21 protein-coding genes are annotated in these 26,545 nt (G+C 70.6%); 11 read left to right on the top strand and 10 right to left on the bottom strand.

Annotated elements, in window-relative coordinates:
- Positions 1–704 precede the first annotated feature (704 nt).
- The 3 genes from ACFWW9_RS02385 to ACFWW9_RS02395 form a co-directional block, all read right to left on the bottom strand.
- Positions 705–4,304, bottom strand: coding sequence for a DUF3376 domain-containing protein (locus ACFWW9_RS02385; protein WP_390370595.1), 3,600 nt, complete (start codon positions 4,302–4,304; stop codon positions 705–707).
- A 283-nt stretch (positions 4,305–4,587) separates the two neighbouring features.
- Positions 4,588–4,917, bottom strand: a complete 330-nt coding sequence (locus ACFWW9_RS02390) for a hypothetical protein (protein WP_390370596.1) — start codon at positions 4,915–4,917, stop codon at positions 4,588–4,590.
- A gap of 17 nt (positions 4,918–4,934) precedes the next feature.
- Positions 4,935–5,480 (bottom strand): DUF6232 family protein, encoded by a 546-nt coding sequence (locus tag ACFWW9_RS02395; protein ID WP_390370598.1) that lies wholly within the window; start codon positions 5,478–5,480, stop codon positions 4,935–4,937.
- Positions 5,481–5,594: 114 nt separating this feature from the next.
- Between ACFWW9_RS02395 and ACFWW9_RS02400 the strand changes: the two genes are divergently transcribed.
- Together ACFWW9_RS02400 and ACFWW9_RS02405 are read left to right on the top strand one after the other, a co-directional pair.
- Complete coding sequence (locus ACFWW9_RS02400) at positions 5,595–7,319, top strand: histidine kinase (RefSeq protein ID WP_390370600.1); 1,725 nt, start codon at positions 5,595–5,597, stop codon at positions 7,317–7,319.
- Positions 7,316–7,969 (top strand): LuxR C-terminal-related transcriptional regulator, encoded by a 654-nt coding sequence (locus tag ACFWW9_RS02405; RefSeq protein ID WP_390370601.1) that lies wholly within the window; start codon positions 7,316–7,318, stop codon positions 7,967–7,969. The genes ACFWW9_RS02400 and ACFWW9_RS02405 overlap by 4 nt, the downstream gene beginning before the upstream one ends.
- Here ACFWW9_RS02405 and ACFWW9_RS02410 read toward each other — a convergent pair.
- Positions 7,951–8,316, bottom strand: a complete 366-nt coding sequence (locus ACFWW9_RS02410; RefSeq protein ID WP_390370602.1) for a response regulator transcription factor — start codon at positions 8,314–8,316, stop codon at positions 7,951–7,953. The two genes, ACFWW9_RS02405 and ACFWW9_RS02410, sit on opposite strands and share 19 nt — an antisense overlap.
- A 121-nt stretch (positions 8,317–8,437) precedes the next feature.
- Here ACFWW9_RS02410 and ACFWW9_RS02415 point away from each other — a divergent pair, with 121 nt between their 5' ends.
- Genes ACFWW9_RS02415 through ACFWW9_RS02440 form a run of 6 tightly spaced genes read left to right on the top strand, consistent with a single transcriptional unit; the run spans position 8,438 to position 19,144 of the window.
- Positions 8,438–9,202, top strand: coding sequence for a hypothetical protein (locus ACFWW9_RS02415; protein WP_390370603.1), 765 nt, complete (start codon positions 8,438–8,440; stop codon positions 9,200–9,202).
- A gap of 4 nt (positions 9,203–9,206) precedes the next feature.
- Positions 9,207–11,801 carry a hypothetical protein gene (locus tag ACFWW9_RS02420; protein WP_390370604.1) on the top strand — a complete coding sequence of 865 codons (2,595 nt, stop codon included), beginning with the start codon at positions 9,207–9,209 and terminating at the stop codon, positions 11,799–11,801.
- Positions 11,798–13,891 (top strand): WD40 repeat domain-containing protein, encoded by a 2,094-nt coding sequence (locus ACFWW9_RS02425; RefSeq protein WP_390370606.1) that lies wholly within the window; start codon positions 11,798–11,800, stop codon positions 13,889–13,891. The genes ACFWW9_RS02420 and ACFWW9_RS02425 overlap by 4 nt, the downstream gene beginning before the upstream one ends.
- Positions 13,891–17,175 carry a hypothetical protein gene (locus tag ACFWW9_RS02430; RefSeq protein WP_390370607.1) on the top strand — a complete coding sequence of 1,095 codons (3,285 nt, stop codon included), beginning with the start codon at positions 13,891–13,893 and terminating at the stop codon, positions 17,173–17,175. The genes ACFWW9_RS02425 and ACFWW9_RS02430 overlap by 1 nt, the downstream gene beginning before the upstream one ends.
- Before the next feature lies 1 nt (position 17,176).
- Positions 17,177–18,196 (top strand): hypothetical protein, encoded by a 1,020-nt coding sequence (locus ACFWW9_RS02435; protein ID WP_390370608.1) that lies wholly within the window; start codon positions 17,177–17,179, stop codon positions 18,194–18,196.
- Between the two features lie 9 nt (positions 18,197–18,205).
- Positions 18,206–19,144 (top strand): hypothetical protein, encoded by a 939-nt coding sequence (locus ACFWW9_RS02440; protein WP_390370610.1) that lies wholly within the window; start codon positions 18,206–18,208, stop codon positions 19,142–19,144.
- Positions 19,145–19,327: 183 nt separating this feature from the next.
- Here the strand turns inward: ACFWW9_RS02440 and ACFWW9_RS02445 are convergent, their stop codons facing one another.
- Positions 19,328–20,167, bottom strand: a complete 840-nt coding sequence (locus tag ACFWW9_RS02445; RefSeq protein ID WP_390370612.1) for an SDR family oxidoreductase — start codon at positions 20,165–20,167, stop codon at positions 19,328–19,330.
- Between the two features lie 97 nt (positions 20,168–20,264).
- On the opposite strand from ACFWW9_RS02445, the gene ACFWW9_RS02450 reads away from it, so the two are divergent.
- Positions 20,265–20,705, top strand: coding sequence for a winged helix-turn-helix transcriptional regulator (locus ACFWW9_RS02450; protein WP_390370614.1), 441 nt, complete (start codon positions 20,265–20,267; stop codon positions 20,703–20,705).
- Here ACFWW9_RS02450 and ACFWW9_RS02455 read toward each other — a convergent pair.
- From ACFWW9_RS02455 to ACFWW9_RS02475, 5 genes are all read right to left on the bottom strand, one after another.
- On the bottom strand, positions 20,674–21,123 hold the full coding sequence (locus ACFWW9_RS02455) for a MarR family winged helix-turn-helix transcriptional regulator (protein ID WP_390370615.1): 450 nt from the start codon (positions 21,121–21,123) through the stop codon (positions 20,674–20,676). The genes ACFWW9_RS02450 and ACFWW9_RS02455 overlap by 32 nt on opposite strands.
- 114 nt (positions 21,124–21,237) lie before the next feature.
- Positions 21,238–21,717: a MarR family winged helix-turn-helix transcriptional regulator gene (locus ACFWW9_RS02460; protein ID WP_390370616.1), complete on the bottom strand. Its 480-nt coding sequence runs from the start codon at positions 21,715–21,717 to the stop codon at positions 21,238–21,240.
- 190 nt (positions 21,718–21,907) lie between these two features.
- The gene (locus tag ACFWW9_RS02465; protein WP_390370618.1) at positions 21,908–22,936 is read right to left on the bottom strand and encodes a methyltransferase; all 1,029 of its coding nucleotides are present in this window, start codon (positions 22,934–22,936) and stop codon (positions 21,908–21,910) included.
- Positions 22,937–23,139: 203 nt separating this feature from the next.
- Positions 23,140–23,466 carry a putative quinol monooxygenase gene (locus ACFWW9_RS02470; protein WP_390370620.1) on the bottom strand — a complete coding sequence of 109 codons (327 nt, stop codon included), beginning with the start codon at positions 23,464–23,466 and terminating at the stop codon, positions 23,140–23,142.
- A 40-nt stretch (positions 23,467–23,506) separates the two neighbouring features.
- The gene (locus ACFWW9_RS02475; RefSeq protein ID WP_390370622.1) at positions 23,507–24,376 is read right to left on the bottom strand and encodes an arylamine N-acetyltransferase; all 870 of its coding nucleotides are present in this window, start codon (positions 24,374–24,376) and stop codon (positions 23,507–23,509) included.
- Between the two features lie 374 nt (positions 24,377–24,750).
- Here ACFWW9_RS02475 and ACFWW9_RS02480 point away from each other — a divergent pair, with 374 nt between their 5' ends.
- Both ACFWW9_RS02480 and ACFWW9_RS02485 read left to right on the top strand, forming a co-directional pair.
- The gene (locus ACFWW9_RS02480) at positions 24,751–25,875 is read left to right on the top strand and encodes a sensor histidine kinase (RefSeq protein ID WP_390370624.1); all 1,125 of its coding nucleotides are present in this window, start codon (positions 24,751–24,753) and stop codon (positions 25,873–25,875) included.
- Positions 25,872–26,537, top strand: a complete 666-nt coding sequence (locus ACFWW9_RS02485; RefSeq protein ID WP_390370626.1) for a response regulator — start codon at positions 25,872–25,874, stop codon at positions 26,535–26,537. Before ACFWW9_RS02480 ends, ACFWW9_RS02485 begins: the two co-directional genes overlap by 4 nt.
- The last annotated feature ends 8 nt before the right edge of the window (positions 26,538–26,545 follow it).

The raw sequence follows: 26,545 nt of genomic DNA on the forward strand, positions 1-26,545 counted from the left end.
CAACCGCTCCATTCGATAGGCTCACCGGCGCTATTCGATTTTGGCGGTCCCAGGCCGCGACACCAACACGGCCATCTCACGCAAGCGTTCGCACTAATCGAACGCGCCACCTTCGTCACCAACCAACGGCAGGAGCCTCCCGGACCGGGAACTTTGAGGTGATCGACCGATCACCATCACGACTTAGATCGGCTCACTTGGACAGCGACGACTGGAACGTTCGTTGTAGAAGTCTTCTTCACTGGTCCGGCTCGTACGGCATGTACACAGACAATCAATCTGTACAGCAAGGATGCCCAGCACGCACACATACACCCCGATTTGCTGCAAAACCACTGGTAATCGAAGCGCGGGTCCCGCTGGTGATGGAACGCCGGAAGTCATTGACTGAGAATCACGCATGAAGTTCCAGCCCTGATAGTTCAGAGAGCAACTCGTGACACCGGCCAGCCGAGGCCTTCGCACAACGAAATGCCGCGGCAAACACTGCCATGGCTCGTCAGCGACACCCCACCACCTCAAACCCATGCTAAAACCAACAAGCGGACAATAAACTCGCTGGTCAGCAAGTGTCTTCCTCGCGCAGGCGGGGGTGGCCCCAACGAACGCGGCAGGTCCGCGCGGTCGGGCTCGGTCTTCCCCTGCAGTCGAGGGGTGCTCCCCGCATGGTCTCAAATGATCAACAACGAGAAAGCCATTCAGCATCATGAAGCGACTTGCCAATGGTAATTCGGCACCTTCGCCTGGATGCGCTTCGCTACGCGTAGACCCCGCTTGCTGAGCTCAATCGATCCTCCGGCGGTTCGAACGGTCAGGAACTTGTACAGCTGTCCGCTGCCGTGCAGGTGGGTGAGAAGGAGTTCGGGTACCGCGTCGGAGTCCGGGTAGCGTGATGGTGTCGCCTGATCCACCAGCCTGGTGACGATTCGTCTACGGAGCCGCCGCGTCACGAGCCGCGGCGTCACCAGCAGCAAGACCAGCGCGAACAACAACGCCGTCGCCAGCACGGCCTCCCATCCGCTGTACCGCGGCCGGAACACCAGCAGCACCGCCGCGACCGCGAGGTAGCAGGTGCCGTAAACCGCGGCCCAAGCGGCCAACACGGCGCCGTACGGTTCCTCGCCGGCCGTCACCCAGTCGCTCTCTCGCCGTAGCGACCACCGTTGGATCGACCGACCTCCGGCCATCGCGCTGCCTACGCCGAAAACGAAAACCACGAACGCGGCGGCGATCGTGGCCCACGCGGGCGGGTCGAGCCAACGCAGCGCGTAGAGCTGGTGGCGTGCGGCGAGCCACACCAGTACGGCAAGTGCGGCGATAACGAGGAGGCGGACAAGGAACCGGGTGACGCGCTCTCGAGAGGCCCAGTCGGACCACACGGCGAGCGGAGACCTCGTAACCCTGGGGATGCTGCCGAGCACAGCCAACGCGACCACGACGAGCACTACGCCACCCAACGCGATCACGCCGGTGATCGCGTAGTTTTTCGTGGCCCCAGTGGTGAACGACGTCTGCGACCGGCTGACCGCGATGGCGGCCAGCGGCAGCACCGGGGAAAGCAGCACCAGTCCGTGCAGCATCGTGCCCGAGCGCAGTGCCGCGTAGCCAACGGCGGCGAGCAGCCAGGCGCCGCCGATAGCGGCGGCCGGGCCAGTGGCTCCGGAGGGCAACAAGCCGAACAGCGCGAGCACCAACAATCCGCCGCCGATCCCCAGTTCCAGTAGTCCACGCAGCCAGCTGAGCACTCCGCCGCCGGTGAGCCTGATGATCGTCCAGTAGGGCAGCATGGCAGCGCCGCGCAGTGCGGTGGTCAACGGTTTCGCCGCCGCCAGACCCGAGTTCGCTCCGTCCGCGATGGTCAGCACCACTGCTGCGGCGGTGACCGCAGTGCGAATCATCGGATCGTTCGTCCCGGCCTGCGGCAGCGGGTCCTGGTCGAGGCCCATCTGCTCGAACGCCCGCAGCGCCCGAAAGCCGAGCGCGACGGACTCCGCCCGGCGGGTTTCGAAGTCGACCGAGTGCTCCAATCTGTCCAGCAGCTGTCGGTGTTCGTCCAGGAACAGCTCGCCGCGCGAGCGCTGGTCGACATCGTCGGCCCGGTCGGCGAGGATCGCCGCGCGCAGCAAGGGCAACTCCTCGGTGATGATCCGCAGGTGCATTCCCCAGGCGCCCAGTTCCGCGAGGGCAGCGGCCGTGGCGGGCAGTTCGCTTGCGGGGTCTGTCTCGTAGATCGCCGCGAGTTCAGCCTTGGCCTGCGTGACGAGCGCGGCCAACGTCGGGGGGACAGCACCGAACTGCGCCTCGACCAGGTCGTCGACCCGTTGGTGGGCCCGCTGGGTGGCGGTGCGGTTGTCGTCCTGCTTGGCGAACTGGTCGATCCGGCGCAGCCGATGCGGGTCGAGCACCACACGGCACAACGTGGTCGCGCCGTCCAACCGACCGCGAATCCAGTCGTTCATTCGCAACGAGCGCTTGAAGAATCTGGTGAGGTCGTTCACCTCGGCGCCGTCGTGGGGCGTTCGTGGAGTCATCCTCACCGACTCGACCGCTTCGTCCAGCACGGTGCGAGGATCGTCGGCGAGGCACGTTGCGGAGACCTCCAACGCCGTCAACCGCGACAGCCACCGTCGCGGCCCGATGCGCGGCTCGTCGGCCGTACCGTCGGCCAGCAGGAGTGCCTGCCATGCCACCAGTCCGCCCAAACGCGACTGGGTCTCGTCGATGAGTAGCAGCATCGGCCGGACCTCGTCCACGACGCGGCCGACCTCTTGGACCAGCCGGTCGAGCTTCCAACCGTAGGACTCCGGGGCGGTGGTGGTCACCAGTTCGTTGTAGTGGGCCAGCATACGAGGCCAGTAGTCGTGGACCCCTGCATCCTCGACCGGATTGACCCCATCGGCCAGCGCACGCAGTCCTGCCCGGACTTGGTGCAGGACTGCGTGTGCTGTGGTGACCGCGGTCGCGGTGTCGGGCACTACCCACAGCAAACGGCGGAGCAGGTCCAGGGCAGCTGACACCACTCTCTCGGCCATCGGCAGACCCCACCGCCACCGCTCACCGGACACCGGCAGTACGTGCGGAAGGTGCCCGTGGGCGTGCCGCCATTCCTGGTGGGCCGTGGTGCCCATGGCGCGGATCTGGTCGGCGGACCAGCCCGGCATCGACGTGAGCCACTCCTCGACGAAATGTCGGACCCGAAGGTCTTCGTAATGCGTGTGCAACGCCGTCGCCTGCGCGTACAACTGGTCGACGTTCCCGGTGGACACCACCCGGTCGAGTACCGCCGCACGACCGCTACGACGTGCCCAGGACAGCCGGTTGTGCTCGGCGAACCCTTCTGCGAACGCTCGGCTGCTCTGGCTGGTGACTGCGGTGACCAGCTTGGCGCCAGTGCTAATCAGGCTGGGCATCCGATCAGCCCACGCCGGATCGTCGTTCGTCGCCCCCTCGTGCGGCGCCACCATCAAAGTGACCCGCCGGACTGGTCCAGCGGCAGGCAACCGGTCGACGGCGTCCAGCACCTCTCGGACCGGCGCGTTCAGCACAACGCCGCCGTCGACCGCGAAGCGCGACCGGTCGCCGGTGCCCTGTCCGCTCCAGGTCGCCACGTCGCCCATGTCCGGCTTCAACGGTGTCGACTGGCTGTAGGTCGGTACGAAGGTCGGTTCGAAGGCGAACGGCGACGACGACGAGGCTCGGGCGGCCAACGCCATCTGAAGGACTCGCCTCGGCAGGTCGATCGCAGCGAAGTCGTCGCGGGACGAGGTGCGGCGGAACCAGAACGCGGCCCGATGCGTGGCATCGACCCCGTGCGTGCCGAGGTCGTCGTGGATCGCGGTCGGCACACCGTCCACCAACGTCGTGGTGATGCCGAGCTCCATCGGCCGATCCTCAGGCGTGCTCGGGGCGAAGTTGTCCGCCAGCCGTGCGAACGCCTCCTGCAGGCGCGGGAGGGCGGAGTCGTCACCTTGGAGCAGCGACACCGGGTCGCCCGCGAAAGGGGTTCGCAGCAGCCCGTCCCAGCGGTCGTTGTCGGTCCACAGCGACCGCAGATGGGCCAGGTCAGCGCCGTGGTTGACCTGCGACAGCGCGAGTGCGACACCGTTGACACCCCCAGCTGACGTACCCGTGACCACATCGGCCCGCGCGGTGCAGCCCACCATGTCCAGTAGGCGCGGGTACGCCGAGTCGCCCTTGGTCAGACGGTCGAGTTCGAGGACGACCCCACCCATCCAGACCGCGTGGCTCACCCCGCCGTCCATGACGACCGCGAACCGGATCTGCTCGACCAGCGCGCCTGCCATGTCGACTCCCTACCCGCGTCGGACAGCGACAGTCAGGATAAATCGATCTGAGTCCGGATGGTCAGAGCAGGACATCCGCCATACGGAGGGTGCCACCACCAGTGTTCCGACCAGTCCTCGGTCCGAGCTCGTACAGGATGCACACAGGCAATCAATCCATACAGCCAGCAGGCCCAGCACACACATGCACCCCGGTTTGACGAAAACCACTCGTTATGGAACGTCGGAAGTCATTGGCTGAGAATCGCGCATGAAGTTCCGGCCCTGATGGTGTTCCACGAATTCAGCCGCGTCCCAGCAGAGCGACGACCAGCGCGGCCACTCCGCCCTGCACGACGGTGAGCACCGCGTCCTTCGCGCCGCCGAGCACGGCCTTTCCCAGCGCGGCCAGCCTGCTCTTGTTCGACTCGACCTCGGCCACCACGGCCGCCGGGTCGTTCACCTGGCCGTTCGGGCCGACCGCGCCGGTGCGGGTGAGGCGGTCGATGAACGCGCGAAGCTCGACCACGGCGGCGTCGACGTCCGCCCTGCTCACACCCGCGGAGTTGTTGACGGTCATGTTGCTGCTCGCGCCGGTCTGCTTGTACTGGCTGCCGTGGACGACGTCACCCATGTGCGTTACCTCGCTGGTCAGTTGTTGATGGTCATGCGGCTGCCGGACCCGGTCTGCTTTGTTTGGTCTCCGAGCACCAAGTCGCCGTGGATCTGCACGACGTGCTCACGGGTGGGCGGCTTTTCGATCGCGCCGACGATTTCCGTCTCGATTCGGTGCAGTTCCGGGAGGTCGGTTCCCGACAACGCCGTGTATTGAGTGCCCGCTGTTTCCAGCAACAACGCGTAGTGCTTCCGGCGGAACAGCACGCGGTACAGGAGCAGCAGCACCAGCCAGGCGATCCGGAGGCCGAACAGGGCCATCGCGACCGTCATGACGTCGGTGGTGACCTGGCGGCCGCCGAGGCCGAGGGCGGGGACGCCGACCTGGATCCCCGCGGCGACCAGGCCGAAGAGCACCAGGAGGACGGCGCCCTCCTTCAGCGGGTACAGCGTGGCCTTCTTGCCGCTCCAGACCACCTCCAGCGTCTGCACCCTGGAGATGTTCGCGAGCGGGTACACCTGATGCCCGATGCGGACCGTCCGGGGGTTGATCCGGATCTCGGCGACCTTGTCCCCTGCCATGACCTCGACGGTAGGAGCGGGAACGGCCGGTGACATCGGGGCCTGCACTGAGAAACCTGTTACGCGACCGGCCGGTCCGGCGACTACTTGGTGCGGAGGTGTTCACAGGGAGGCGTGGTGGAACCGGAGGGCGCACTCAGGCACGGCCCGGCGCCGTTGATCGGGGTGCTCGCCGCCGCCGGGGCCTGCTGGGGCGCGCTCGTGCTGGCCGTGACGGCGTCCGGGCAGCACGAGACGTCGACGGGGACCACGTTCTCCGCCGCGGTCGGCGGGTGCTACCTGGTGGCCGGGGTGATCGCCGCGTACCGCAGGCCGGACGTGCCGGTGGTCCGGATCGGCCTGCTGATGGTGCTGATCGGGATCGCCTGGTTCGCCGAGGACGTGCAGATCTCGATCGACCCGGCGGTGCACACGGTCGGGCTGCTGATGCGGTCGGCGTCCTCGGCGTTCCTGGTGCACCTGCTGCTCGCCTACCCCGACGGGGCGCTGCGGGCCGGGCTGGAGCGGGCGCTCGTCCGGACCTGCTACGTCATGGTGTTCGGGCTCGTCCCGGCGAGCACGCTGTGGCTCGACACGCTGACGCCGAACCTGCTGCTGGTGTGGGACCTGCCGGACTGGACGGTCACCAGGGTCGTCGACGGCGTCCAGTTCGTGCTGGGCATCGCGGTGACGGCGGTGCTCGTGCGGCGCTGGGTGACGGCGAGCAGGCCCGCTCGCCGGGTGCTCGCACCGGTGTTCGCCGTCGGGTTGTTCGGGACGGGCGCGTCGGTGCTGGACGCGTTGTTCGGCACCGGGCTCTCGCGGCACCACGAGGTGCTGGTCGGCCTGACGCGCGCGTCGACGCTGGCGTTGCCCCTCGCGTTCCTCAGCGGTGTCTGGCGGGTGCGGCTGGGACGGACGTCGGTCGCGAACCTGCTGGCCCGCCTGCCCGGCTCGCCGCCGGAACGGTTGCGCGACCTGCTGGCGGAGGCGCTGGGCGATCCGTCGTTGCGGGTCGGCTACCACCGGCCCGAGCACGGCGACTACGTGGACGCCGACGGAAGGCCGGTCGAGCTCGACCGCGCGGTCACCCCGGTGGACCGCGCCGGACGGCGGGTGGCGGTGCTGGTGCACGACCCGGCATTGCAGGACGACCACCACGTGCTCAGCGCCGTCGCGTCCGCCGCCGCCCTGGAACTCGACAACCAGCGCCTGGCCGCCGAGGTCCGCGCCCAGCTGGCCGAGGTGAAGGCTTCCCGTGCCCGGATCGTCGCGGCGGGGGACGACGAGCGCCGTCGCGTGGAACGAGACCTGCACGACGGCGCCCAGCAACGGCTCGTCACCGCCGCGCTCACCCTGCGCCTGGCCCGGCAGCGATCGGGCGGCGTCGCCGAACTGGACGACCTGTTGCGGCGCAGTGCCGACAGCCTGGAGGAAGCGCTGGCCGAGCTGCGGGAACTGGCGCGCGGCATCCACCCGTCGGTGCTGACGGACCTCGGGCTGATCCCGGCGTTGCGCGCGCTCGCCGCCCGCTCGCCCCAGCCCGTCGACCTGGTCGAGACCGACCTCCCGGCGCTCCCCGACCTCGTCGCCGCCACCGCGTACTACGTGGCCGCCGAGTCGGTGACGAACGCGCTCAAGCACGCGTCCGCCTCCCGCGTCCGCATCGAGGTCGGCGTCCGGGACGGCTCGCTGCGGCTGGCCGTGGTCGACGACGGAACGGGCGGCGCCGACCCGTCCCTCGGCACCGGGCTGACCGGCCTGCGCGACCGGGTGTCCGCCGTGGAGGGTTCGCTGACCGTGCGCGACGGCGCTCCCGGCACCACCGTGACCGCCCTTCTCCCATTGGAGCGCCCGTGACCGGACTCGGGGTGGTCATCGCCGACGACGCGCGGCTGTTCCGCAGCGCTCTCGCCGAACTGCTGACGACGGCGGGCTGCCGCGTCCTCGCCGAGGTCGGCGACGCGGACGGGTTGCTCGCCGCGGTCGAGGCGAGCGAACCGGACCTGGCCGTGGTCGACATCAGGATGCCGCCGGAACACCGGCTCGAGGGCCTGCACGCCGCCGTGCGCATCCGCACGAGCCGACCGTCGGTCGGGGTTCTGCTGCTGTCGCAGTACCTGGAGGTCGCGCACCTGACCGAACTCGTCGGCGACGTCACGCGCGGCGTCGGCTACCTGTTGAAGGACAGGGCGTCCGGCGCCGACTTCCTCGACGCCGTGCACCGCGTCGCCGCGGGCGGCTGCGTCTTCGACCAGGACGTGGTGGCCGCGATGCTGGCCGGACCTCGACGGCGTGACCTGCTCGACGTGCTGACCGCGCGCGAACTCGAGGTGCTCGCGCTGATGGCGCAGGGCAAGTCCAACCAGGCGATCGCCGAGGAGCTCAGCCTCACCGGCAAGACCGTGGAAACCCACGTGCGGAACATCTTCCAGAGCCTCACCCTGCCCATCGAGTCGGGCAGGCACCGCCGGGTGCTCGCCGTCCTCGCCTACCTGCGGTCGCGCTGACCGAGCACAGCCGCCAGCGCCTCGGCGGACAGCTGCGACTTGGGCAGGAACCCGACGGCCGGTGAGCGCCGCACGGCGTCCTCGTACTGGTCGGCCCCGCGCACCGAGCAGAACACGATCGCGGCGTTCGGCACCACCGCCCGCAGGTCGCCGCACGCGCTGACACCGTCGCCATCGGGCAGCCCGATGTCGAGCAGCACCACGTCCGGCCGGGTGTCGGCCGCGGTGCGCAACGCCGCCGCGATCGTCCCGGCCTCACCGACGACCCTGAAGCCCCCCTGCTCTAGCAACGCCTTGGCCACAGCGCGGAACGCCGCGTTGTCGTCCACGAGCAGCACGGCGTCCATCGGTCCAAGGATGGTCGCGTGACGCCTGGCCCGCATCAGGGCTGACCCCTAGTCAGGGCTAGCCCTGATGACAGGGCGCCTCCCCGTGACGAGCCTTGTGTGGGGATCGAAGGGGTGGGACATGGGCGTGCAGGCCGGCTGGCGGTGGTGCGATCGGTGCTACTGCCTGGCGTTCAACGCATATGGCGACGGGGTGTGCGAGGGCGACATCGCGCACGACCTCAGCGCCAGCGGCGAGTACTTCCTCATGGCGGGCGAGACCCCGCCGGGGACCCAGTCGGGTTGGCGGTGGTGCTGCCGGTGCCAGAACCTCTGCTTCGGCGACGGCGGCGCCTGGTGTCCGGCGGGCGGTGGCCACGACCACACCGGTAGCGGCGTCTACGCGGTGCCGCTCGACACCATGCCGCCGTCCGCGCAGCAGGGGTGGCGGTGGTGCCGGATCTGCCTGTGCCTGACGTTCATCAGCGACTACCCCGGCCGGTGCGCGAGCGGGGGCGTCCACGACCTCGGCGCCAGTGGCGCCTACGCCGTGCTGACGGCGATGCCGGCGCCTAAGCTCCGGCCGAGCATCGCGGTCCGCCGCGACAACGGCATGCTCGTCATCGACGGCGAGCAGTTCACCCCGCACGGCTCGGTCAACGTCCGCTACTACAACGACTACCGGACGTTCGACCTGCCGACGCGGGCCAACGAGGTCGGCCGCGTCTCGCACATCACGGGCTACCGGCGCGCGGAGGGCAGCTGCACGCTCTTCGTCCGCGACGAGGCGACCGGGAACCAGGCCATCGGGACGGCGGGGCCGTGGGTGCCCGACGGCTTCCCGCTGCCTCCCGTCACCATCGACCCCGGCACGGCGGTCGGCGAACCCGACCCCAGGTACGAGTAGCGCGATGGCCGACTTCTTGTTGCTGCGCGGGGAGGACCACCTCGTCCTCGGGGTGCGGTGGACGGGCATGACGGTGGACGGGCAGGTGTTGCGGGCCGGTCCGGACGCCCTGCTGACGCTCCTCTTCCCGCCCCAGCACCTGGCCGAGGAGCTCACCGTCCCCGGCGTGCCCGCTCCCGCGTACCGGCCGAGCGGCGGGAACCCGGACGTGGTTCCGGTGTGGCGTGCGACGCCGGCCGCGCCGAGCCGGATCACGGTGGTCGTGGAGCAGGGTGCCGTCGTGCCGCTGACCACGATCGCCCTGCTGGCCGCGGTCGCCGCACGGCCGTTGGCCGACTCGGTCGTGGAGGTGCCGTGGCGGTTGCGCTTCACCGTCGACGGCGACGACGTCAGGGCGGTCCACGAGAACCAGCCCGCGAACGCGGGCGGGGTCACCGGCCTGTGGCGGACGAACCTGACTTCCGGGTCCGGGCTGCGCCTGCGGCCCGTCGACCACGCCGCCGCGCACTACCCGGACCTCTTCGCCACGCCGATCGGTGAGGCGCAGCGGTCGTTGATCATCCAGAACGGGCCCGCGGCGGCGTCGCGGCTGGAGCTCAGTGCGCTGGGTGCCACCGCGACGATCCGCGCGCGTTGGCCGAACCTCGACTGGGACCAGCGGATCGTGCTCGGCCGCGACATGGAGGTGCGGCTGCTGGCACGCGGAGTGCTGTACCCGTTGGGCCACCACGCCGACTACGTCGAGCACACCGAACGGATCTACGACCCGCACCTCGGCGCCTCCGTGCTGCGTCGGACACTCACCCTCGCGATCACCGACCCGGTGCGTCCCGCGCCCGCCGATCCCCGGCTGCGCCGGTCGTTCCCGTTCGACGACGTCGTGATCACCCGCACGCTCCACACCGACATCGGCGTCCCCGAATGGCTGCCGGACCGGTCGAGCCCGCGCTGCTTCTGGCCGAGGTACGGCACCGACCCGATCCGCTTCCCGGTCGAGCTCCACACCGCGCGCGGACCGGTGCGCACGGAGCTGCCGTTGTTGTTCGTCGCCGGTGACGCCCTGGACGACCCCCGCGTCCCGGGGTTCTACGGCGAGCAGTCCGTTTCCCTGCCGGGTGTCCCCGTCGACCTGATCCGCGGCGCGCGGCCCGCCGACGAGGACGTCCACGAGGTGCACTCGCTGACCTTCGCGGGCACCACGGCCGACGGGTTCCGGCCACGACTGACCGGCGCCGAGGTGGTGCTGCCCGCACTGCGGTCGCTGCTCGGCGACGGCGCGCGGCGCGGGATCGCGTTCACCGACGCGTACCTCGACACCGGGACGGCGACGGACGTGGTGTTCCGGGTCGTGGGCCCGGAGATCCCGTTGTCGTTCACCAGGAACTCCGACAGGTCCGGCGCGCTGGTAGCACCCAACTACTCCGCCGACGCGCTGTCGCGGGTGCACGGCCCGGTGAAGCTGGCCGGACTGCCCGCCGCGGACGGCGTGATCAACCCGGCCGCGTTGTTCGGGCCGGACGCGACCGTGCTCGGCTTCCGGCTGCGCGACCTGCTGACCGGTCTGAGAGTGCCGCCGCGGGTGACGTCCGTGCTGGAGCCGGGACGTCCGCCGACGGTGCGGATGCTGTGGAAGGACATCGCGCTGCGATCGGTCGGGGCGTTCATCGCGAATCCGGGCGCGCGGATCGACCTGAGCGTCGAAGGGCCGACCACGACGTGCGTGGTGCGCGACTTCGCGTTGGCGTTCCCGCCGGGACCGGGAGCGGTGCTGCGGCTGGACTTCGGCTCGCTCACCTACACCCAGCGCGCGGGCGAGCGGCCGAGCCTCGACGTGGCCGGGCTGGACGCGACGTTCCTCGGCACACTGAAGTTGTTGCAGGAGTTGCAGAACGCGGTCGACCTCGGCTCCGCGCGGCCGTTGCTCGACGTGACGCCGAGCGGGATCACCGTGCGGTACGCGCTGTCCGTGCCGTCGGTGAGCGCGGGCGTGTTCGTGCTGCGCGACATCGTTCTCCGGATCGCGATCGAGGTCCCGTTCGACGGCAAGCCGGTGTGGGTGTCCCTCTCCTTCGCCGAGCGGCAGAACCCGTTCGCGCTCAGCGTGCTCATGTTCGGCGGCGGCGGGTACGTCGAGGTCGCGTTCGACCGCGACGGGCTGAAGCGACTGGAGGCGGCGCTGGAGTTCGGCGCGATCGTCTCCGTCGACTTCCTCGTGGCCTCCGGTGAGGTGCACGCGCTCGGCGGCGTCCGCTTCGCCCTCGAAGCAGGCGGATCCGTGACGCTCACCGGATACCTGCGCGTCGGTGGCTGCGTCGAGGTGCTCGGCATCGTCTCCGTGTCGATCGAGATGCGCATCGAGCTCACCTACCAGTCGGCGCGCAACGCGCTGGTGGGGCGGGCGAGCATCGTCGTCGAGATCGACCTGACGCTGTGGTCGGACAGCGTGGAGATCGACAGCGGCGAGTGGGTGCTCGCCGGCGGCTCCGCACCGCAACGAACCCGGAGCCTGCTCGCCGGTCTGGAGGCCGACACGGGTCTCGACCGGTGGCGGTCCTACCGCGCGGCCTTCGCGCACGACTCCCGAGGCGGTACCCCGTGATCACACGCCAGCCCGTGAACCGGGCCGAGTTCACCGCCGCCCCGTGGCGGGTGCGCTGGCTCGACCGGACGACCATCGTCGTGGGCACCGGTTTCGGCCCGGACCACGAGCGCCCGCAGGCCCAGGTCCTGGTGTGGGACCTGGAGGGGCAGGCGCCCAAGTGGACGCCGGAGCCGGGTCCGTGGCAGGTGCGCGCCCTGGCCGTGTCGGCGAACGACGCGCTGGTGGCGGTGGCCGAGTTCGCCGACTTCGGCGCGACCCTCATCGCGCGCACCAGGGTCCTGGACACCGCGACCGGCCAGGTGAAGTGGGCCGAACCCCAGCAGACCTACTACAGCAAGCGCTGGTTCGGACGGCAGGTCGCGTTCACCCCGGACAGCCGGGTGCTGTGGGCCGTCGGTCCGGTGGTCACCCCCGCCGGTGAGCCGATCGGGCAGGTCTGGCGGGTCGACCTCGGCTCGCAGCGGCGCGAGGTCGTCATCGAGGACGACCACGACGTGCGGAGCCTCGCCGTGAGCCCGGACGGCCGGTTGGTCGCCGTCGCGGGCGGCGACGCCCTGATCGTCATGGACGACGACGGCCGGGAGGTCCTCACCCGCAAGCACGACCACGGCTTCTCCGGGCTGGCGTTCAGCCCCGACTCGAAGCTCCTCGCCGCGGGGTGCCTCGACGGGACGGTGTGCCTGGTCGACCCCGGCGCCCAGTCCGTGCGGTCGATCGCGGTGCCGCGCGACCAGCCGGTCCAGAACGTCGCGTTCAGCCCGGACGGCACGGCGGTCGCCGCCGTCGTCGAACAGGGCGTCGGCGTCTACGAGGTGCGCGAGGGCGGACGGGAGCGGTTCCCGCTCGTGCCCATCCCGGAGGCGTCGACGGCCGTGTTCAGCCCCGACCTGCGGTACCTCGCGGTCAACCAGACGCTGAACGACGAGTCCACGCCCGGCGTGATCGTCGTGGACGCGCACACCGGCGCCCCGTTGTGGCAGCACACGACCGACGACCGCGTCTCGGACCTGGCGTTCAGCGCCGACGGCGGCCAGCTCCTCGCCGGCGGCGCGCACGACACCGGCAGGGGGTTCGCCTACGTCTACGAGACCGGCTCCATCCGGGCGAGGCAACCTCTCAAGGGCGCTGTGACCTCACTCGTGACCAGCACCAACGCCGCCGAGACGCTGGTCGGCGCCGCGGACACCGACCGGCTCGCCCTCGTGTTCGACGTCGACCAACCGGCCGTGCTGCGCCTGCGCCGCCCGCACGACGTGCTCGTCACCGCGCTCGCGATCAGCCCGGACAACCAGGACGTCGTCACCGGGTGCGCCAACGGGAAGGTGCGGCTCTTCCACGGCTCCACCGTGCCCGTGTGGGAGGTCTCGCAGAGCGGGCCGGTGACGGAACTCGCGTGCTCACCGGCGGGCGGCTGGGTCGCGGTCGGCGGGGCGGATCGGATGGTGCGCCTGCGCGGCCGTGCCGATGGCGCGCAACGCTGGGAGAGCGACCACAGGGGACTCGTGACGGCGCTCGCGTTCTCCCCCGACGGCACCCTGATCGGCACCGGCAGCGCCGACCGCCGCACCAGGATCCTCGACGCCGCGACCGGTGCCGAACTGCACGGCCTCACCCAGGACGACAAGGTCGTGGCGGTGGCGTTCGCCCCGAACGGGACCGCGCTCGCCACCGGCAACCAGGACGGGACGGCGTTCGTGCTCGACCCCGCGACCGGTGAGGTGCGGCAACGCCTGGGGCACACCGCGTCGATCTCCGCGCTGGCGATCAGCCCGGACAGCCGCGTGCTCGCGACCGGGAGCGACGACGGGACCGTCCAGCTCACCTCGCTCACCGGCGCCGGTCCGTCCACCGTGGACTTCGAGGCCCTGGTCACCGCGCTGGCGTTCAGCCCGCGCGGACGGCTGGCGGTGGTCACCGAGGGCGCGACGGCCGCGCTCGTGACGGTGCTCGACCCGGCGACCAGGACACCGCTGGTCCGGCTCAGCCACCCCGGCCGGGTGCGCGCGATCGCGTTCACCGCCGACGGCCGGTTCCTCGTCACCGGCTGCGACGACAAGCTGGTCCGCGTCTTCGAAGCGGTGTGGTGATGAGCGAGCTGCTCTGGGTCGCCGTCCCCAGCGGACTCGACGGCGCCGACGCGCTGATCCGCGTGCTGGTGGTGCCGCGGCTGGAGGGGAACTCGCTCGACGAGTTCGGGCTGCGGGACTGGCCCACGTTGCTGGAAGGGCTGAGCTTCCGGCTGCGCACCGACACCAGCGCGGGCGTCGCGCCTGCTGGTCGTCCCGTGCTGCGACCGGCGGCTCGGTCGGACGTGTGGCAGGCGTTCTTCGGCGGCAGCGGCGGGTTGATCAACGACTGGTCCGCGCACGACTACGACCCGCCGCGCGTCCACCCGACCCACACCGACGCGGCGGCGGTCACCGGCACCTACCGCCGTGCGGTGACCGACATGGCGCGCAGGCCGCAGGACTCGGCCCGCATCGTCGACGGGGCGCTCTCGCCGTGGCAGGGCACGACCGCCCCTGCCGCACCGCCGGAGCAGTCCGTGCCGACGCCGGTCGTGCCGGACTTCCACCGCACGGTCGCGATGCTGCGCGAGCACCCGGCGGTGCTGCGCGACCTCGGGCTGGTGTTCGAGCTGGCGGTGCCCCGGCGGTACCTCGACGTCGGCGATCCGCGGCGACCGCGGCACCTGAGCGTGCGGTGCGACGACCCCGTGCTGGACCTGCTGGTGCGCGCGCCGTGGACGGCCTACCTGCTGGACCAGGACCACTTCCTGCCCAGCGGCACCACCATCCAGCGCGGTGTCGTGGACCTGGCCGGGGCGGGCACCGTCCAGCCGGGCGACTCCCCCGCCTGGGCCGTCTGCACGTTCGAGGTCGACGGCGCCGTCGGTGGCCTGCGCGAGGCGGCGAACAGCTCCGGCGACGAGCGGCCCGCCACGTTGCCGCACCTGCGATCGGCGGGTCTCCAACTGGTCAGGCCCGGCCGGCTCGCCGACTACACGACCCGTGCGAACGCGGCCCGCGTCAACGCCGCCTCGGACTCGATGGACGACGCCCGGTTCACCGCGGAGGACCTCGTGCTCGGCTACCGGCTCGACGTCCGCACGGCCGACGGACCGTGGCGGTCGCTGACCCACCGGCTCGCCACCTACACGGTCGACGACCTGCCGATCGGCGCGGCCCGGACGCCGGAGGAGGGGCACGTCAAGCCGTTCAGCGCGGTCCGCGACGCCGGGTCGGAGCTGCGCGCCGACGAGGTCGTGACGCGGTGGAACGGCTGGAGCCACGCCGTCTCCCCCACGAACCTGCTCGACGACACGCCCGGTCCGCGCCGTGATCCCGCGGTGCCGCTGCCCTACGAGTTCGCGTGGCGGTTCGAGCTGTCGCCGGAGGTTCCGCTGCCCGCGCTGCGCTTCGGCACGAGCTACCAGCTGCGCGTGCGGGTCGCCGACGCCACGGGCGGCGGGCTGCCGTTGGAGACCGAGACGGAGGGCGCGCGGTGCAGCGACGCCGTGCGCTACACACGGCACGAGCCGGTGCCGCCACCGTTGATCACCGCTTCCACCGACGCTTTTGCGCCTGGCGCGGCCATCACGACGTTGGTCATCCGCGGCGACCAGGACGTCGAGCAACGGGCGTTGCACCCGCCGACCGCGACGTTCGAGGTGGCCGAGCAGCACGGCGTGTTCGATCCGCCCGCCTCCGACGAGCAGACGTGGGAATGGGCGCAGCGGGCGTTGCGCGACGACGCGCTGCCCGACCCTGCGGCCGGTGGCGTGAACGCCGTGCTGCGCCTCGACAGCGAGGGAACGGACCGGGTCGAGCGGTGGGCGTGGTCCCCGGCGTGGCCCGAGCAACGGCCGAAGCGGATCGAACTGGCCGCGTCCGCCGATCCCGCCGGCTTCCGCTGGAGCGGTGACGGCGGTGTGCTGCAGGTCCGGCTGGGCCCGGGCGAACAGGCCACGCTGCGGCTGTCGTCGACCGTCCACCGGGACCGCTCGAACCACTTCAGCCTGCTCGACTGGCTCGCCGACGCCCACGTCGACGTCCAGGACGCCCTCGACGGCAGGCATCCCCAGCTCACGCCACCGCGGGTGCTGCGGGTCGTGCACGCCGTCCGGGCGCCGACGACCGCACCGGAGTGGGTGCTGCGGCCCGGCGCGATCGACCGGACCGTCAACGACACGACGGCGTTGGTGAACGTCAACTTCTCTTCCGACGGCCTGCACACGCCCAGCACCGCGACGCTCGACGTCGGGGCGAGGTGGACGGAGTGGACCGACTCGGGCGACTTCCCCGCGTCCGCCGAGCGCCTGCACTCCCAGCCGATCGTCGCCGCACCGCCGAACCGACCACCCGCGTTCACGTTCCGGCACGAGTTCGGCGACACCAAACACCGTCGGATCACCTACACGCTCACCGCGATCAGCCGGTACCGGCACTGCTTCGACGCCTCCGAGCCGGAGAGCGCGTTCCGCGTGAAGGCCGAGCAACGTGCCGTGGCGATCCCGTCGTCGGCCCGTCCGGCACCTCCGGTCGTGCTGGCCGTGTCGCCCGCGTTCGCCTGGGAGACAGGGGGAAGCGCCGAGCAGCTCGTGCGCGTCCGGCGTGGACGACGGGTCCGGGTCGAGCTGGCACCGCCGTGGTACGAGACCGGCGAAGGCGAGCAGCTGGCCGTGCTGACGCCCGTGGACGATCCCGACGGGTTGACCCGGCTCGCCCGCGATCCTCTCTGGGGCACAACGGCTCCGCCGCGCTACCCGGCCGCCGCGCAGTTCCCCCGCACCGAGTCGCAGGTGGTGACGTTGCCGGGGCCGGGCAAGCCCGTGCGGGTCGTGCCCTTCACCCCGGTGCGGCACGGCGACCGCTGGTTCGCCGACGTCGAGGTGACCACGGACTCGTACGCGCCGTTCGCCGAACTCGTCGTCGCTCGCTACCAGCCGCACAGCGTGGAGGGCATGGAGCTGTCGACCGCCGTGACCACCGACCCGGTGCCTCTCCTGCCCGACCGGACCCTGGTGGTGCGCCACGTCGACGACGGAATCGTGGTGACGCTCACCGGGGTCATGCCGCACCCGCCCAACCGCGTCGAGGCCGTGATCGAGGTCGCCGACAGCCCGACCGACCTCGTGTCGCTGACCGCGGACACCGACGTGCCCGCGTGGCGGCCGGTGATCGGGCCGGTGGTGGGCTCGGGGAACTCGCCGCTGCCGCAGATCCCGCTGCCGCCCGGCTGGGTGCGGGTCCGAGTGCGCGAGATCGAGCTCCTCACCGGGCCCGGCGACGACGACGCGCCCAGGGAGTTGCAGGAGCGCACGACGTTCGTCGACTCGGTCCTGATACCGCCCGAATGGCAAGGAGTCTGACGTGGGTCTCGAACTGACCGAGTTCCGGCCGGAGTTCCACGGCTTCCGGTTCGCGAACAGCTTCTCCACCCTCGTGTTCCCGCCGATCCCGCTGCTTCCGTCGATCGGACCGTTCGGCGGGCTGTGCGGTGGGATGACGTTCGCCGCGCTCGACTACTTCTTCGCCCGCAGGCCGGTTCCGCAGCACACGACGGCCGACCTCCCGTTCGGTGTCCCGGCCGAGGGGTCGGCGTTGTGGGAGTTCGTCCTGCGGCGGCACCTGAACTCGATCGGCGTGCAGACCGCCGCGGTGGGCGTCCCGCTGACCGTGGGCCCGCTGCACCTGAACCTGGTGCCGGGCGATCCGCACAACGCGGTGCTGTTCGCGAACTTCGCCCTCGGTGCCCCCGCCGCGTTGCCCGGCCTGGTCGCGGGCGAGGTGCGGAAGCTGATCGCCGCGATCTCGTCCGGGCGCCCGGTTCCCGTGTTCCTGGTCAAGCGCGGCAGCGTCCAGGACTCGCACCAGGCCGTGGCGATCGGGTACGACGACAGCACCTCGCCGGTGGAGATCTACCTCTACGACAACCGTTCACCGTTGTCGGTCCGCACGTTGCGGGTGGACTCCGGGACGTGCGTGCTGGACGGCGCCGAGCCGTGGGACGCGTTCTTCGTCGGCTCCTACACGCCGGTGACGCCGTCGTACTCCGACCTCGTGCTGACCGGTTCGATCACCGCCGTGCCGTTCCCCGGTACCCGGCGGTTCCACGTCCAGTTCACCCTGGAGAACCGGGGTGAGGCGCAGTCGACCGTGTCGGAACTGTGGGCTCTCGCCGACCCGGAACCCGGAACCGTGCCGACGCAGCCGATCGGCGCTCTCCCCACCGGGTTCCTCGCCATCTACGCGTTCACGTTCGACTTCGCCGCCCTGGCAGGCCAGACCGTCGCGCTCCAGGCGGTGAGCGGTGATCGCGGACGCGGCGAAGTCGTTGCCGTGCAACCAGGTCCGGGTACGAGCGGCACCGTCCAGATCACCGTCCCGTAGGAGTTCCCGATGAGCACGTTCCTGGGCCGACCGGTCGTCGGCACCCCGCTGCACCAGGATCTCGTCGACCGGCTGACGCTGGTCGAGCAGAACCTGCGCGCCACGCACGCGAACCTGGCGACGATCGACCAGCTCACCGGTGCGCCGCAGTCGTTCGAGGACTGGGTGGGGCTCAAGGAGAGCCCGACGTGCACGGGTGGCGGCCTGCACCGCACCGGGCGCGCGATCGACCTCGACGTCAACCGCAACCCGTACATCGCCACGCGCACCGGAACCTCGTTCGGCGGTGAGAACCCCGGCCCGAACGGCGTGGTGCTGACCTCCTTCCAACGCTCGCAGGTCGTCGCGGTGTACGACCGCGCCGCCGACTTCCTGGAGCAGGGCGTCACCGCGCGGGTGGGCGGCCGGGCGTCGAACGAGCCCACAGCGGACGTCTGGCGGCGCTTCGCCGCTGTGTCGGACGCCCTGACCACCTACTTCGCGTTCTGCTTCCGCCAGTTCCCGGCAGGCTCCTTCCTCGACCGGCCGCCGCTCGCGTTCCTGCTGGGCGGTCTGCCGTTCATCGACGACGTCTCCCCCACCTTCGCGGGGCTCGCCAACCGGGTGTTCGTCGACAACATCCCCACCGCCGAACGCCTGCCGCGCGCCGACGCCCAGCAGTCGATCGCCGCCTGGCTGGCCGACCGTCCGGACCTGCAAGCCAAGGGCGACGCCGACTTCTGGTACTTCCGGGTGCTGCTCGACCACGAGATCGTCCGCATCCCGATGCTCAGCGGCACCCCGGGGCCAGTGGCGCCGCTGCGGACCCGCAGGCCTGGCAACGGCTTCCTCTCCTTGCGGCCGCACCTCGTCCAGGCGCTGTGCGATGTCGGCGGACTCCGGTGGGGCGCCTGCGACTTCGGCGCCGGGGAGAACGGCGACATGATGCACTTCGATCTGCGGCACTGATCACTCGGCGAGTTCCTGATCGAGCGCCGCCTTCAGGTCTTCGCAGCCTGCCCCGCACCGCCGGAACCGCAACTCCACGGTCGAGTGAGCGACCTTGGACAGCCTCGGGTTCATCGCTCACCTCACCGCCCTCCAACCCTGGGACCCCACTGTCCGGCCGCCGCCGAGCAGCGTTGACAGGTCTCAGCGGAACGCGGCGACGTTGCGAGCTGCCCACTCGGCGAAGGGGCGCGGGGCACGGCCTAGGACTCGCTGGACGTCCGGGCTGACGCGCAGTTCGGCCGGGCTCGGAGAGCTGAGGATGTCTAGGGTGTCGTCGGCCAGTTCCCCCGGCATGCTCTGGGTCATGCCTGCTTTGGCCTCCTCGCGGGTGAGCTCGTGGAATCGCACTGGTGCGCCCAGCGCGGCGGCGATGGCCTCCGTCTGCTCGCGTGGCGTGATCACCTCCGGTCCGGTCAGCTCGTACACACCGCCGGCGTGCTGGTCGTCCAGCAGGCAGGCCGCCGCGACCTCGGCGATGTCCGCCGGGTCGATGATCGGCACGCCGGTGTCGCCGAAGGGGGCGGCGACGATCTGCTGCGAGCGAACGGATTCGGCCCACCACAGGGCGTTGGAGGCGAAGCCGCCCGGCCGCAGGATGACCCAGTCCAGACCCGAATCCCGCAGCACGTCCTCCAGCGCGCGCAACGCGATCCGCGTCGTGCCGAAGGGCCTGGTCGCCACGCCCAGCGAGGAGAGCAGGACGACCCGACGGACCCCGGCGGCCGCGGCCTGACCGATGATGTCGGCAGGACTGGCTCCGGTGGCGTGCAGATCACCGGACAGCAGCAGGAACAACGCCTTCGCCCCGGCCAGCGCGGACTCGAGACCGGCGGGCTCGGCCAGGTCGGCCACCACATGACGAACGCCTTCCGGCACCACCGCGGCGTGTCGTGACACCGCCGTCACCTGCTGCCCCCGCTCGGCCAACGCCTGGGTCAGGGGTCGGCCCACGTTCCCGGTTGCTCCGGTCACCACGATCATGAAACAGCTCCTCGTCGTCGGTACGTCCTCGGTGGTCGTGACGCTAGGAGCACGGGCTAACTCTTGGTAAGGGCATACCTTGAGGTAAGCTCATCACGTGGCAGGAGGCGCGCAGTTCACGCAGGCCGACACCGGGACTCGGTATGAGGTGTTTCACACCGACTGCCCCGCCCGTGACGTGATCGACCACGTGACCAGCAAGTGGGGCGTCTGGGTGCTGATCTCTTTGCTGAGCAACGACCTCAGGTTCTACGAGCTGCGCGACAGCATCCGGGGCATCAGCGAGAAGATGCTCTCCCAGTCCCTGCGCGCGCTGGTCCAGGACGGGATGGTCTGGCGGAAGGTCGAACCGACGACACCTCCCCAGGTCACCTACGGGCTGACCGAGTTCGGCCGAGACGTCGGCGAGCCGCTGACGGACCTGTTCGACCGCGTCACCCGACGGCTACCGCCGCGCAGCGCCGGGCTTGTGGCCGCCGGCCCTGACTCGGAGGACGAGCGGCGTACTACTCGGGATGCGCGAAACGCCGGAGCATGACCATGAACCTGTCCCTGTCGGCGGGGCGCAGGTCTTCGAGCAAGGTCGCCTCGACTCCGCGTGACGCCCGGTGTGCCGCGCGGTAGACCTTGCGGCCCTCGGGGGTGAGTTCGATGGTCTTGACGCGGCGATCGGTCTCCGACGACGTGCGCAGCGCCAGTCCCTTCGCCTCGAGGTCGTCGAGGATCCGCACCACGGAGACCTTGTCGCTGTCCACGCGTTCGCCGATCTGGCGTTGGCTGAGCGGCTCGTCGGCCACGAGCACGCCCATGACGGCGAAGTGCTTCAACTCGATCCCCAGCGGGGCCAGCTTCGCTCCGAACGCCTGCACCGCACGGGTGTGCGCGCGCCGCAGCAGGAGACCGATCGCGAACACCGACGACTGGTCGAGTTGGATCTCACCACGCTTCTGCGCCATGCGCGCAGCATAGTTCGCGCCTTGAAACACGATGGAGACGCCACGGGAGTCCGCCGCGAGGCCCAGTAGTTGCATACGACACCATTTCCCCGAGACCACCCCGGCAGGCAGGCCTCAGGTCTGCGGCGGATAGGTGTACCGGGTGAGGATGTCGAGCAACTGGTCCAATTCCCCGCGCCCGAGGTGCACGACGAGTCGTTCCGCGATGTCGGCCGCCGCGATGTGGGCCTCGGCGAAGACCTGCCTGCCCCGATCCGTCAAGTCGACGGCGCGAATCCTCCGGTCCCCCGACACCGTGCGGCGGACGGCGAGTCCGGCGGCTTCCAGGTCGTCGACGATGCGAACCATCGACACCTTGTCCGTGCCCATTCTTTCGACGAGTTCACGCTGGCTCAGCGGACTGTCGTTCGAGAGCTCGATGAGCGCCGCGAAATGGCGGAACTCAAGCCCCAACGGCCTGAGCGCGGCCACCAGCTCCGACGTCGTCCGGTTGTGCGCCCGCCTCAACAGCAACCCCAACGCGAACGGCGACGTGTCGCCCGGCCGGTCGGTCGCGTGCGGCGGACCGGTGCGGCTGGTGGATTCGCTGTTCATCGGACGAGGCTACCCCGGTGAGGCGGCACACCCGGTGCGGCGTGAACCTGTGGGCGTCGGGGTGGCACAGCGCCGAAAGCGTCGCCCACGGGTTCGCCTGCCGGCTCATCGCCGGTCCTCCTCGGACTCACCGCAACGCGATCCGCGGAGGAGCAGAGGTGGCCCCGCTCCCCCGCGGACCGCGACGGGGTCAGACCGCCGTTGCCTCGATCACCGCGTACGGCGCCTGCACGGTCGTGACGGAGGTCCTCTTCAGACCGGCGCGCGCCAGCAGCCCGTCCAACTCCTCGAGCCCGCGTTCCCGGCCCTTGGTCATCGCGAGCATGTTGAGGTCCATGAGGGTGCCCGCGCCGGGCGCTTCGTCCGGCCCGAGGACGATGTCCACGACCACGACCTTGCCCCCGTCCGACAGGGACTCGCGGCACCGCTCCAGGATCGTCACGCAGGCCTCGTCGTCCCAGTCGTGCAGGATGTACTTCAGCAGGTAGACGTCCGCGGCGGGCACCGACTCGAAGAAGTTCCCGGCCACCGACGAGAGGCGGTCGGACAGGCCGTACCCCTCCACCTCCGCCGCGCCGCCCGCCACGACGTGCGGCAGGTCGAACAGGACGCCGCTCGCTTCGGGGTTGTGGTCCAGCAGGGCGCGGACGAAGGCGCCGTTGGCCGCTCCGAGGTCGGCGACGACCTGACCGGGCCGGATGTCGATGACCGGGACCGATTCCACGATCACGGGCGTGGAGAGGTCGGTCATCGCCGTGGAGAACAGCCCGGCTTCCCGGCCGTTGACGCCGAAGTAGTCGAAGATGTCCATCCCCAGCGCCTTCACGGCCTGGGAACCGCCCTCGCGGACGGCGTCGGTGAAGCCGCCCCAGGTGAGCCAGTGGCCGGGCTCGGTCAACACCTGGGCGAGGTGCCGAAGCGAGTTGGGCGCGCCGTCGCGCAGCGTGTTCAGCAGAGAGGTGCCGCGGTACCGGCCGTCCTCTGTGGTGACGAGGCCGAGCGTCACACCCGCCGCGAGCAGTCGGCGGACAGCGGCCGGGTCGGCGTCCTCGGCCTTGGCGATCTCCTCCGGCGTGCGCGATTGCCCGTGCAGGTGTTCGGGGATCGAGAGGTTCGCGTACGCGCCCACGATCTGGCTCACCCAGTAGCCCGTGATCATGCCGAGCATCACGCCGTGGTTCTCGGTCTCCGAGTGGCGCGTGGAAGTGTTGGACGACAACGTGTCTCCTAGTGACGAGGTGCCTTTCGCCTTGCACGGCACAGTTTCCGGCCACTCGGAGGGCACGTCGTCATGCCTGGGACGCTGCTCCGGTCATCCCGCTGCCGTACGCGGGCGGCCACTCGTACCCCAGGAGTTGGCACTTCCTGGACACGGCTCTGGCCCCTACCCGATCCGGTAGGGGCCAGAGCCGCGTCAGGCGATCACGGCACGTGCACGGACTCGACGGTGAACCGCCGCGGGTCGGGCTTCGACAGGGCCCAGGCCGCCGCCATCCGCTCGCGGATCTCGGGCTTGGCGATCATCGTCCGCATGGCTTCCTCGCTCTCCCACCGGGCGTAGTTGACGACCTGGGTGCCGTCCACACCGGACAGGATGCCGCAGGCGATGAACCCCGGCTCGTGCCGCAGCAGCTCCTCGGCGGCCGACGTCAGTAGCTCGGCCAGTTCCCGCTGCCGTGCGGGGTCCACGGGGAAGGTCGAGATCGAGGTGACGCCGCCCTGCTCGTCGTCGATCGTGAAGTCGGTCATGGGGATCTCCGTTCGTCCAAGGGGTTTTCGGGACGGGTGTTCAGAAGAAGGTCGCCTTGATCTTCCGTTCGAGGTCTGGGAGGCCACCGACGTCCAAGAGGAAGACGTCCTCCAACGTGGCCATCACCTCGGACGCGGAGTCCAGCTCACGGCGCGTGGACGGGCCGCCGAAGCGGTGGACCGCGGCTTCGACGCCGCGGAGCGTGTGCCTGCTGTCGGTGTCGGCCCGTGCGGCCATGAGGTTGTTCACGAACAGCGAGTCCGGGTGCCGGGAGACGTACCAGGTCCCCATCTCCAGGTCCGACCTGTGCTGCGGTTCGAGCTCGAACCGGTAGAGGGACCGCCAGTCGGCCCCGATGAGCGACTGCATCAGGAACCCCCCGGTGTCGACCGGCAGGATCCGGAAAGGTTCGTGCGGAGTCTTCTGTTCCTCGCCGGACCGCAACGCGAGCACACCGGTGATGCTCTGCCCGCCGAAGCCGACGTCCACCAGGTACGACTCCTCGTCGAGGTCCACGCGTACCAGCATGTGCGTGCGCGGGGCCAACGGCTGGTCCTCGTCCCTGCCCCACACGACGCGCCCGGTGAGCGCGGTCGTGCGGTAGCCGAGCGAGTCCAGCGCGCCGCGCAGGAGCATGTTCTGCTCGAAGCAGAACCCTCCGCGGCGACCGTGGACGAGCTTCGCGACGAGCGCGTCGTCGTCGACGGAGACGTCGCGCCCGACGAAGGAATCCAGGTTCTCGAAGGCGATCGACCTGGCGTGTCCGGCCACGATGGACTCGAGCAGGCGCAGGTCCGCCGATTCGCCCCGCTCCACGCCGATCCTCGCGAGGTAGGCGTCGACGTGGAGGTCGAGGCCCGGATTCGCTTCCGCGGGGCTGACCAAATAGGGGTCCAGTGTGGTGTTCATGGCTCCAAACCTGACTACGGGATTCCGGGAAGTCGCGGCGGGCGGACCGCCTCGGGCTCGCGGCCGTCCTGCCGCTGAGCCCATGCTGGTGCCGGAACAGGTGCCAGGTCGTCATCCCGGTGGGGGCGAACCCCTTGTGCCAGGGGTGGTACGGCGACGGTCGGTCGTACCACTCGGGTCGACCGGGCTGGGCGCGCAGCAGCGCAGGCTGTCGCAACCCATGACCTCCAACTCCCGGCACGCTCGCGCACGCGTGCCCTCCGATCGTTCCGCCACGACAGATGGTTACTAACTTAACCATCTCAGATGAAACCAAATCGGGTACGGTCGCACCCAGGGCACGCGGTCGACCCACGACCGCGAGGAGGTGGACCATGAGAGCGCTGATCATCGGCGGCACGGTGACCGGACGGCGCGGCTTCTGGCCGCCGCGCGGCTTCGTCGCGGACCTGGCGGTCGTCCTCACGTCCGTGGCGGTGCTCGCCCTCTGGGGGTGGTCCGACCTCGGCGTCCGGGGGTGGCTCGTCGGCCTCACGATGAGCCTGGCGCTGTTCTTCCGGCGCAGGTACCCGGTCCACGTGGCCGTGCTGGGGCTGCTGCTCTGCGGGGTCTACTACATCGTCGGCGACGCCGACGGCGAGGTGTGGCCAGCGTTCGTCGTGGCGCTCTACACCGTGGCCGCACAGGCCAGGCTGGCCGTCGCGGTCGTGCTGACCACCGTGGGGCTTCTCGCGTTCGCGATCAGCGGCTGGGACACCGGCACGCCCCACCTCGCCGACGCGGCGGCGTTCCTGCTCGCGGGGTGGTTCGTGGCGGCCGTGGCCATCGGCGCGGTGGTCTACAACCGGCGCGCGTACCTCCAGGTCGCCGAGGAGCGCAAGCAGGAGGAGCTCCAGACCCGCGCGGTGCAGGAACGGCTGCGCATCGCCCGTGAACTGCACGACTCCCTCGGCCACCACCTGTCGCTGATCCACGTGCAGGCGAGCGCGGCGCTGCACGGGATCGAGCGCGGACCGGAGCGGGCCTCCCCCGCGCTGGCGACCATCAAGGGCACCAGCAGGCAGGCGCTCCAGGAGTTGCGCCGCACGCTCGGCGTCCTGCGGCACGCCCACGAGCCCGGTCTCGCCGACATCGGCGACCTGGTGGCCGGGACGAGGTCGACCGGGGTGGACGTGACCCTGCGCGTCGAGGGCGACGAGGCCGCCGTGCCGGACGGGGTCGGTCTCGCGTGCTACCGGGTGGTCCAGGAGAGCCTGACGAACGTCACGCGGCACTCGTCCGCCAGCGAGGTCGTCGTCCGGCTGGAGTACGGGACCGAGATCGCCGTGACGATCGACGACAACGGGGACGGGCTGGCCGGGGACCCCGCCACGGCGGGCACCGGCATCCGGGGCATGGCGGACCGCGTCACCGCGCTCGGAGGTCGGTTCACCGCCGAGAACCGCCCCGTCGGCGGCTTCCGCGTGGCCGCCCGGATACCGCTGGGAGGTCGGACGTGATCCGAGTGGTGCTGGTCGACGACCAGGTCCTCGTCCGGGCCGGTTTCCGGTCCATCCTCGACTCCGAGGACGACATCTCCGTGGTCGCCGAGGCGAGCAACGGCTCCGAGGGCCTGCACGAGGTGCGGGAGTCGCTGCCCGACGTGGTGCTCATGGACGTCCAGATGCCGGAAATGGACGGCCTGGAGGCCACCCGTCGCCTGTGCTCCGACCCCCGGCTGGCCAAGACCAAGGTCATCATCCTGACGACGTTCGACCTCGACGACTACGTCTACGCCGCCCTGCGGGCGGGCGCGAGCGGGTTCCTGGTGAAGGACACCGAGCCCGCGGAGATGCTGCACGGCATCCGGGTCGTCGCACGGGGCGACGCGCTGCTCGCCCCGTCGGTCACCCGGCGGTTGATCTCCGAGTTCGCCTCCCGGTCCAAGCAGCCCGATCCCAGCCCCCGGTTGAGCGTGCTGACCCCGCGCGAACGCGAGGTGATGGCGCTCGTCGCGGGCGGCCTGTCCAACGACGCCATCTCCCAGCGGCTGTTCCTGAGCCCGGCCACCACGAAGACCCACGTCAGCAGGATCATGTCCAAAGTGGACGTCCGCGACCGCGCGCAGCTCGTCGTGCTGGCCTACGAGTCCGCGATGGTCACGCCGGGCTGGCTCGGCTGACACCCCAC

Origin of the sequence: Umezawaea sp. NPDC059074 (assembly GCF_042738955.1) — a bacterium.
Taxonomy (GTDB): Bacteria; Actinomycetota; Actinomycetes; order Mycobacteriales; family Pseudonocardiaceae; genus Umezawaea.